This is a genomic window from Bradyrhizobium sp. 33ap4 (assembly GCF_032654765.1).
In the GTDB taxonomy this organism is placed as follows: domain Bacteria; phylum Pseudomonadota; class Alphaproteobacteria; order Rhizobiales; family Xanthobacteraceae; genus Bradyrhizobium; species Bradyrhizobium australafricanum.
In genome coordinates, this window is record NZ_JAUMTJ010000063.1 from 46,497 (window position 1) to 54,691 (window position 8,195).

Annotated in this window: 8 protein-coding genes; 4 read left to right on the forward strand and 4 right to left on the reverse strand. The window is 60.4% G+C overall.

The window, feature by feature from the left end:
* The first annotated feature begins 74 nt into the window (after window positions 1-74).
* The gene (locus Q2M23_RS35345; protein WP_316398496.1) at window positions 75-1,034 is read left to right on the forward strand and encodes an IS1595 family transposase; all 960 of its coding nucleotides are present in this window, start codon (window positions 75-77) and stop codon (window positions 1,032-1,034) included.
* 114 nt (window positions 1,035-1,148) lie between these two features.
* Here the strand turns inward: Q2M23_RS35345 and Q2M23_RS35350 are convergent, their stop codons facing one another.
* Window positions 1,149-1,979 carry a DUF3800 domain-containing protein gene (locus Q2M23_RS35350; protein WP_316398497.1) on the reverse strand — a complete coding sequence of 277 codons (831 nt, stop codon included), beginning with the start codon at window positions 1,977-1,979 and terminating at the stop codon, window positions 1,149-1,151.
* 33 nt (window positions 1,980-2,012) lie between these two features.
* Between Q2M23_RS35350 and Q2M23_RS35355 the strand changes: the two genes are divergently transcribed.
* A complete protein-coding gene (locus Q2M23_RS35355; protein WP_316398498.1) occupies window positions 2,013-2,180 on the forward strand; it encodes a hypothetical protein in 168 nt (55 codons plus the stop codon).
* On the opposite strand, the gene Q2M23_RS35360 is transcribed toward Q2M23_RS35355, so the two are convergent.
* Together Q2M23_RS35360 and Q2M23_RS35365 are read right to left on the reverse strand one after the other, a co-directional pair.
* On the reverse strand, window positions 2,177-2,389 hold the full coding sequence (locus Q2M23_RS35360) for a YodC family protein (RefSeq protein WP_316398499.1): 213 nt from the start codon (window positions 2,387-2,389) through the stop codon (window positions 2,177-2,179). The two genes, Q2M23_RS35355 and Q2M23_RS35360, sit on opposite strands and share 4 nt — an antisense overlap.
* A gap of 121 nt (window positions 2,390-2,510) precedes the next feature.
* Window positions 2,511-2,690: a hypothetical protein gene (locus tag Q2M23_RS35365; RefSeq protein WP_316398500.1), complete on the reverse strand. Its 180-nt coding sequence runs from the start codon at window positions 2,688-2,690 to the stop codon at window positions 2,511-2,513.
* Window positions 2,691-3,519: 829 nt separating this feature from the next.
* Between Q2M23_RS35365 and Q2M23_RS35370 the strand changes: the two genes are divergently transcribed.
* The gene (locus tag Q2M23_RS35370) at window positions 3,520-5,511 is read left to right on the forward strand and encodes a TonB-dependent siderophore receptor (RefSeq protein WP_316398503.1); all 1,992 of its coding nucleotides are present in this window, start codon (window positions 3,520-3,522) and stop codon (window positions 5,509-5,511) included.
* A gap of 26 nt (window positions 5,512-5,537) precedes the next feature.
* Window positions 5,538-6,827, forward strand: coding sequence for a siderophore utilization protein FsrB (fsrB, locus tag Q2M23_RS35375; RefSeq protein WP_316398501.1), 1,290 nt, complete (start codon window positions 5,538-5,540; stop codon window positions 6,825-6,827).
* Window positions 6,828-6,922: 95 nt separating this feature from the next.
* Here fsrB and Q2M23_RS35380 read toward each other — a convergent pair whose 3' ends face one another.
* Complete coding sequence (locus Q2M23_RS35380; RefSeq protein WP_057020349.1) at window positions 6,923-7,894, reverse strand: MBL fold metallo-hydrolase; 972 nt, start codon at window positions 7,892-7,894, stop codon at window positions 6,923-6,925.
* Between the last annotated feature and the right edge of the window lie 301 nt (window positions 7,895-8,195).

Consider the following 8,195-nt stretch of genomic DNA (forward strand, 5'->3'; position numbering starts at 1 on the left):
GACGATTATGTACTTTACAAACCCATAATCGGAGGTAGAATCGATCCCATAGCTGCTACCTATGGGTTTGTGTTATGTCGGTTCTTGCAAAAGCCTATTTTCACAATGAAAAGAGCGCCTTCCGCCATCTTGAGAAGCTTCTTTGGGCTGATGGCGTGGTCTGCCCTCACTGTGGCGTGGTCGGAAAAGCCGGTCGCCTAGAGGGTGTAAAGGCAAAAAACGGCAAGGTCCGGCTTGGCCTGTGGAAGTGCTATGAGGCTGGCTGCCGCAGGCAGTTCACGGTGAGGGTCGGAACGGTATTCGAATCCGCCCATATCCCGCTGCACAAGTGCTTGCAGGCTGTCCATCTGATGGCTTCCAGCAAGAAGGGCATTTCGGCCCATCAGCTGCACCGCATTCTGGAAATCCAGTACAAGAGCGCGTGGTTCTTAGCTCACCGCATCCGCGAGGCTATGCGGGACGGCAAGCTGGCCCCCATGGGCGGCGCTGGCAAGATCGTGGAAGTGGACGAGACCTATATCGGCCGCTTGCAGGGTCAGCTCAAGAACCGCAAGGGCGGCGCGGCTCACAAGAACATCGTCCTGACGCTGGTTGAGCGCGGTGGTTCGGCCCGCAGCTTCCACATCGACAGCACGTCGATTGCGGATATTGCGCCGATCCTGCGGACCAACATCCGCCGGGAAAGCAAGCTGATGACGGACGAGGCTCCGTTTTATCGTGGTATCGGTCGCGAGTATGACGGCCACGATTCCGTCAATCACGGTGAGAAGGAATACGTCCGTTACGAGGGCGACGTAATCACCACCAACACGGTTGAGGGCTACTACAGCATCTTCAAGCGCGGCATGAAGGGCGTCTACCAGCACTGCGCAGAGAAGCATCTGCACCGCTATCTGGCGGAGTTCGATTTCCGCTACAGCAACCGCGTCGCGTTGGGGGTTGACGATCAGGATAGGGCCCAAAGGGCCATCAAGGGTGTGGTCGGGAAACGGCTCACCTATAGGTGGCCTGATAAACATGAAAAGGGTGCGTAAGCCCTTGAAGTTGCGAATCAAAGTGATTCGCATAGAATATGCTTGACGAATCAATGGGATAGGCCTATATAGTGGCTGGGGCCTAGCCCGGGAGGTCGCCGTTACGGCGGCTGCTTAAGAGCCAGTCTTACGACTGGCTTTTTTGCTTTTCGCGCGCGCCTTATCCACCAGATCGAAGCAGCTGTACTTGATCCCAAGGTGCGGGATGTCTTCTGCAACGAGCAGGTCGTCTATCAGTTTTTTATTCGCTCGCAGCGTCTGATACGGAAGGTAATCAGCGTCGTATCCGCCTCTGGCCATGGGATAAAGGTATAGGTCGGCCAACTGCATCAGCGGCGATTTTTTGGTGCGGAATCGTAGATCGTACAGGGTGTCTTCGAGTTCTTCTCGCGAAAGCGGCGCGTACTTGGCCATATTGCCACCATCGAATGGCATTCCCTTTGATCTAAGGTCCGCATAGTAGGTGCGAATATAGTCATCTGCGGTTTTGTCGCCTTCTTCGACGAAGACGCGTAACTTGCAGCCCTCGGCGCGAGCGCGTTTCGCCGCTCTTTCGCAAATGACGCTGAAGGCCGTTTGACAAAGTTGCCATGTTTGTCTGCCGTACTTCTCGCGGTAGCGGGCGTTGTATCCGGGGCGATCAACAACGGCGGCGTATCCGATGACCGGGATGCCTGTCAGGAGTTTGCTTAGACCGCGCATGAATTGGCCGCGGTCGTCTACTGAAAGTGTGCGAAGCCATGAGAACCGCTTGTCCATCAAGCGTATATCGTATGATCTAAGCGGATAGGTGATCTTCCAGGTTTCGCAGAAATTGGCATGCTGGGTGACAATATGTCCGTCATCCTCTTCTCGGATAAGGATGCCGCCGAGCGTGAACCAGTCCTTATAGGTCAGTTCGTCGGTGATTTTCTTGTCTGGATTCCGTGTTCCGGAATCATCCATATACAGACACATTACCTTTGGCATGGTGATCCCGTGACGACCAAGAGTCGAACTCAGATAGAAAAGTTCAAAAAGGCCGCCCGCGACCTCGAAACGGACGACAACGAAAAGCGGTTCAACGAGCGGCTGGGTAAAATCGCTCGGCAGAAGCCGAGCGATGCCAAGGTCAAGATTGTGAAAAAGAAGCGCGATAACAGCTAGCCGCGCGTGCTGCTAATTCCAACGATACCGCTGCCCGGTTTCATTAGAATCTCCGGTTCAAACGTATCCTCATACTTCTTGGTCTTCTCGAACCAGACGCACCAAACTTTGCGCTGACCGTATTGATCCTCGCCAACTTGGCTCACGGTCATTCTCGGACCGCCGGATTTCAACTGAACTACATCACCAGCTTTGAACTCTTCAGCCATGCTAACTCCATGGAGGCTTTTGCTATGGACATAATTGAAATGAAGCTTGAGTGCCTCAAGCTCGCTGAAAAAGACCCCGCCACCAATGATGTGATGGCGTTGGCGGCTCAGTACTGGGATTTCATATCGGGGTCAGGCCAGAGAGCGCCCGGCCAGAATTCCTCACCGTCGCAAGATAATGCTCGGTAGTGACGTCGCTCAGGCTTTTCTTCTCGATCTTGGTGATGATGTCGAAGGCCATCTTGTAGGCGACCTCGTGCCTCGATTTGCCGCCAAGCTCAACGTTCACATTCTCTGGCATAGGTGAATCTCCGGTTGAATGAATCAGGTTGTAACAACCTCTATGACTCATGATCCGGAAGTGCAGATTCTCAAAATTGAATCTGACTCAAGCCACTGGAAATTAAGGCTTATCCACGGGATGGGTGTGCGAAGTACACAATTGCGGCGGCAAGTGCAAGAACATTACAGGAACGTTCGCGACACCGAGGGCTGGTCGCCCGGTACCAATTCACCGCGCGGCGCATCCGCTTCCGGCCGGTGCGGAGGCGTCGGGCGTCGCGCGCCATGACGCGCGCCTCGCGCGATCGAACACAGCTCGCATCGTCGACAACTGCAGGAATCATTCTCAAGAATCATTCCAGCACGACGAGCATCGCGCGCTTATTGTCGCAGCGCGTCGTCGATTTCCCCGCTGTTTCAGCGATCGCACGCTGATCGCGCGCGCAGTCTCGATCTATTCCAACTGCCGAGGTCTGTACTCGCGAGCCCCGCGCTGTAGAGCCGGATCACAAATCCATCCAGGCTGACATCAGGGGCGCCTTCGCGTGATCGGTCGACTTGTTTCGCATTCCACCCGTCAACATCCAGCGCTGCGAACGATCGGTCTATGTACCGCCGCCGTCCTTGCCGCAGGAGTCGCGACCGAACGCGCCGACGCGCAATCGGAACTGCCGCCGGTGAGCGTGGACGCGCCTCAGCAGCGCGCGATCACTGCGAATGCAAAACCGGTTCGTCGTCCGGTGGCCGCACGCGCGAGCCGCGCCAATCGTGTGGCTCGATCCCAGCAGGCGACGACGCCAGCTGCGGCACGATCCGGTGCCGGCGCCGGCGAGCGAGCCGGCGGTCCGGTGGTCGGGTTCGTTGCCACGCGTTCGGGCACGGCGACCAAGACCGACACGCCGCTGATCGAAATCCCGCAATCGATCTCGGTCGTCACGACCGACCAGATCAGGAACCAGGGTGCGGAATCGGTGGGCGCGGCATTGCGCTACACCGCAGGCGTCAGCGGCGACGTGAATGGCGGCTCGGACACCCGCTTCGGCGGCCTGCAGATCCGCGGCTTCGACATGACGATGCCGGGCCTCTATCTCGACGGCCTGCGGCTGCCGAGCAGCAACTATGTGCACTTCCTCGGGCTCGATCCGTACGGAGCCGAGCGCCTCGAGGTCCTGAAGGGGCCATCCTCGGCGATGTTCGGCGGCAGTGGCACCGGCGGCATCCTCAACTATGTCAGCAAGCTGCCGACTGCACGCGAGTTCGGGGAAGTGTCGCTGTCGGGCGGCAGCTTCAACCGCTATCAGGGCGAGTTCGACATCGGCGGCCGCGCCAACAAGGAAGGAACGGTGCTGTGGCGCCTGACCGGCGTCGCGCGCGATGGCGAGACCCAGGTCGACTACACCAAGGACAATCGCGTCTTCATCGCGCCCGCCGTCACCGTGAAGCCGAACGAGGACACCACGATCACCTTCCTCGCGAACTACCAGAAGGAACGCACCGGCTGGGGCCTGCAATTCCTGCCGCCGTCCGGCACCGTCTGGGCCAATAACGGCCGCTACATTCCGAACACGCGCTTCGTCGGCGAGCCCGGCTTCAACCAGTTCGACACCGAGCAGTCCTCGGTCGGCTACATGCTGTCGCACGACTTCAACGAGGCGCTGACCTTCCGCCAGAACCTGCGCTATTCGTGGATGCACAACGAGCAGAAGAGCTTCTACGGCACCGGCTATGCATCGGCCGCCGACGAGGCCGCGGGCTTGCTGTCGCGCGGCGGCGCCGGCGGCAGCTCGACGATCGATTCCTTCGCGGTCGACAACCAGCTGCAGGGCAAGTTCGTCACCGGCATGCTGAGCCACACGACGCTGTTCGGCGTCGATTACTGCAACACCTCGTTCCGCGACATGGCCTCGAGCTACAGCACCGGCAAGCTCAACGTCTTTGCGCCAGTCTATACCAACAGCTGGACCAACAACGGACCGTATGACGACACCGGCATCAAGCAGTCGCAGGCCGGCCTCTATCTGCAGGACCAGATCAGGCTCGGCCGGCTGTCGTTCCTGCTTGGCGGGCGGCAGGATTTCGTCACCACGGACCTCGACAACAATCTCGCGAAAACGTCGACGTCGACCGACGCCTCGGCATTCACCGGCCGCGCCGCCGTGATGTACAATTTCGACAACGGCATCGCGCCCTATTTCAGCTATTCGGAATCATTCCTGCCGGTGCTGAGCATCAACGCCGCCGGCGATCTGCTGAAGCCGGAGTCCGGCGTGCAGTACGAAGTCGGTGTCAAGTACCAGCCGGTCGGCATCAATGCGCTGATCACGCTGGCTGCGTTCGATCTGACCCGATCCAACGTCGTCACCTACGCCCCGCCGTTCTATTTCGCCGAGCAGACCGGCGAAGTCAGGTCGCGCGGCGTTGAGCTCGAAGGCACCGCGACGCTGGTCGAGGGCGTCAACATCAGCGGCGGCTACGCCTATGTCGACGCTGAAGTCACCAAGGATCCCGTCAATGTCGGCAAGGCGCCGACCACGGTGCCGCTCAACCGCTTCTCGCTGTGGGGCGATTACACCGTTCAGGGCGGTCCGCTCGCCGGGGTCCAGTTCGGGGCCGGCGTCCGCTATGTCGGATCGACGTTCGGTGACGATGCCAACACCTTCAAGGTGCCGGCGTCGACGGTCGTCGATGCGCTCGTCGCCTATACCAAGGACAATTATCGCCTCTCGCTCAACGTCACCAACCTCGCCGACACGCGCTACGTGGCAGCCTGCTACGGCAACACCAGCTGCTTCTACGCGGAGGGCCGCAAGGCGATCGCGAAGCTGACCTATCGCTGGTGATCACCCCACAACTTGCTGAAATCCCCATGAGACCCATCTTCGGACGACTGCATCGCTGGGCGGGCCTTCTCACCGCGGCCTTCCTGTTCTTCTCGGGCGTCAGCGGCGCGATCATCTCGTGGGACCACGAGATCGACGATGTGCTCAACAGGAAGCTGTTCGAGGTGACAAGCTCCGGACCGGCGATCCCGTCGGTGGAGCTCGCCCGGCTGATCGAGCAGCGCGATCATCGCGCCCGCGTCGTCCACATGTTCATGACGGCGGAGAAGGGCGAATCGCTGTGGTTCTTCGTGCTGCCGCGGATCGATCCGGCGACCGGCAAACGCTACACGCTCGACTACAACCAGGTCTTCCTCGATCCAAACACCGGCGTCGAGCTCGGACGCCGCTATTGGGGCGCGGTCTGGCCGGTGACCCGCGAAAACTTCGTCTCGTTCCTCTACAAGCTGCATTACACGATGCACATCCCCGAATTCTTGGGTAGCGATCGCTGGGGCATGCGCTTCCTCGGTGTCATCGCCGTCATCTGGACGATCGATTGTTTCGTCGGCTTCTACCTGACCCTGCCGTCGCGGCGGCGCGCAAGGGCGCAGCGGGCGTCGGCGATATCGGGCCCGCGCGGCAAGGGTTTCTGGACCCGCTGGGCGCCGGCCTGGAAGATCAAGACCTCGGGCAGCGCCTATCGAATCAATTTCGACATTCATCGCGCCTTCAGCCTGTGGACCTGGGCCTTGCTGTTCGTGATCGCGTTCACGGCATTCTCGCTGAACCTCTATTTCGAGGTGTTCTCGCCGTTGATGAAGACCGTGTCCAACTACACGTCGACACCCTACGAGCAGCGACCATATCGTCATCTCGACGATCCGATCGAGCCGAGGATGACCTATGCGGAGATCGCCGCGCGCGCCGCGGCCGACGGCAAGGCGCGCGGCTGGACCACACCGATCGGTTCGATCAATTATGGTCCGGCGCATGGCGTCTATGCGGTCGCATTCTTCGAGCCGGGCGACGAACATGGCGCCGCGGGCGTCGGGCCGGCGCAGCTTTACTACGACAGCGAGGATGGCCGTCCGCTCGGCGAGCGGCTGCCATGGGTCGGCACCGCGGCCGACGTGTTCGTGCAGATGCAGTTTCCGTTGCATTCCGGCCGGATCGCCGGCCTGCCCGGGCGCATCCTGATCTCGCTGATGGGATTGGTGGTCGCGGCGCTGTCGGTGACGGGCGTCGTGATCTGGTGGCGCAAACGTCGTGCGCGGATTGGCGCGCGAGAGACGATGCGCACTCGCTCCGCGAGGCGCCTTGCGCCGGCGGAATAGGCCGGGCGCCCTGTGGGCATCTTACACCGGGCGGCAAATGCATTCGGGAGCGACGGCGGCCGCTCCCGAGGCAGTCCGTCTTCGCAATCAGTCCGTCACAGGTTCATCTGCATCGGCTCCGGATAGTAGTGGAAGCCTTCGCCGGCCTTGGCGACGTGGCCGTAGCCCGGCCAAGCGAAGTGATAGGACATCACGGCCGTCTTGTTCGCGGCCAGCATTTCCAGCAGCTTGACCCGCGACGCCGCCGCCTGCTTCGGATCGGTGTCGTAGGAGAATTCCATCCGCGGACGCTCCAGCAGCAGCACCGCGTGATGCGAGAGGTCGCCGAGGAAGGCGAAGGATTTGCCGCCCGAGCTCACCATGAAGATGGTGTGGCCCACGGTGTGGCCGGGCGCTGCGATTGCCGTCACGCCGGGCAGGAATTCCTGGCCGTCCTTGAAGAACACGATGCGGTCGCGCACCGGCAGCAGGTTCTTGCGGGCATGCACGATGAAATCCTTCAACGGGCTGCCCATCTTGCCTTCGTCGGTCCAGAACTCGAGATCGCTCTGCGCGATGTAGTATTGCGCATTCGGGAACAACGGCTTGTCGTTGGCGCCGACGATGCCGCCGATATGATCGATATGCGCGTGCGACAGCACGACGGCGTCGATGTCCTCCGGCTTGATGCCGGCTTCCTGCATGCTCTTCTGCTGCCGCCCGGTGGTCTTGCCGAACAGTTGCGACGTGCCCATGCCGGTGTCGAACAGGATCAGCTTGTCGCCGGTGTTGACGATCGGCGAATTCTGCTCGAGCACGACATTGTCGGGCGAGAGGAAGTTGTCGGAGAGCATCTTCTTCACCTCCTCCTTCGGCACACCGGTGAAGGTGCCGGAGGGGTCGCCGAGCGGAAGCGGCCCGTCGGATACGACGGTCACTTCGGCTTCGCCGAGCATGAAGCGGTGCCAGTAGGGTGTCTGCGTGCCGAGCTTCGGCGCGCGTGCCTGTGCGGTGCCCCCGAGCAGGGTGCTGGCGCCGAGACCGGCACCGAGCGCGAGCAAGGATCGTCGTGAGACATTGAGCGTCATAACGTCTTCCTCCAGAATTTTTATAAGATTTTCGCGTTGTGCCCGCGCGTTGACCCGCTGCTTGACCTGACGCAGGCAAGCGGATGCTGCCCTCGCCCGCGCAAGCTGGCAAGAAGAATAAGGAGAACGCATGCGCGATCGAACGCTGGCTAAATTTCAGCCAGCATGTGCGGCGCACAAGGGAGGATTATTTCGCGGCGCGCTTCTTCTCGATGGTATCCCAGATAAGTCGGAGGCCAAGCGGTCTTAGGAAGACAACTATAACACTCAACTCCTTGGCTCACAGAACGACATGGCTACG

Coding starts and splice junctions, on each gene's coding strand:
- Q2M23_RS35345 (WP_316398496.1), top strand. CDS start 75: ATGTCGGTTCTTGCAAAAGCCTATTTTCACAATGAAAAGAGCGCCTTC.
- Q2M23_RS35350 (WP_316398497.1), bottom strand. CDS start 1,979: ATGGATGATTCCGGAACACGGAATCCAGACAAGAAAATCACCGACGAA.
- Q2M23_RS35360 (WP_316398499.1), bottom strand. CDS start 2,389: ATGGCTGAAGAGTTCAAAGCTGGTGATGTAGTTCAGTTGAAATCCGGC.
- Q2M23_RS35365 (WP_316398500.1), bottom strand. CDS start 2,690: ATGCCAGAGAATGTGAACGTTGAGCTTGGCGGCAAATCGAGGCACGAG.
- fsrB (WP_316398501.1), top strand. CDS start 5,538: ATGAGACCCATCTTCGGACGACTGCATCGCTGGGCGGGCCTTCTCACC.
- Q2M23_RS35380 (WP_057020349.1), bottom strand. CDS start 7,894: ATGACGCTCAATGTCTCACGACGATCCTTGCTCGCGCTCGGTGCCGGT.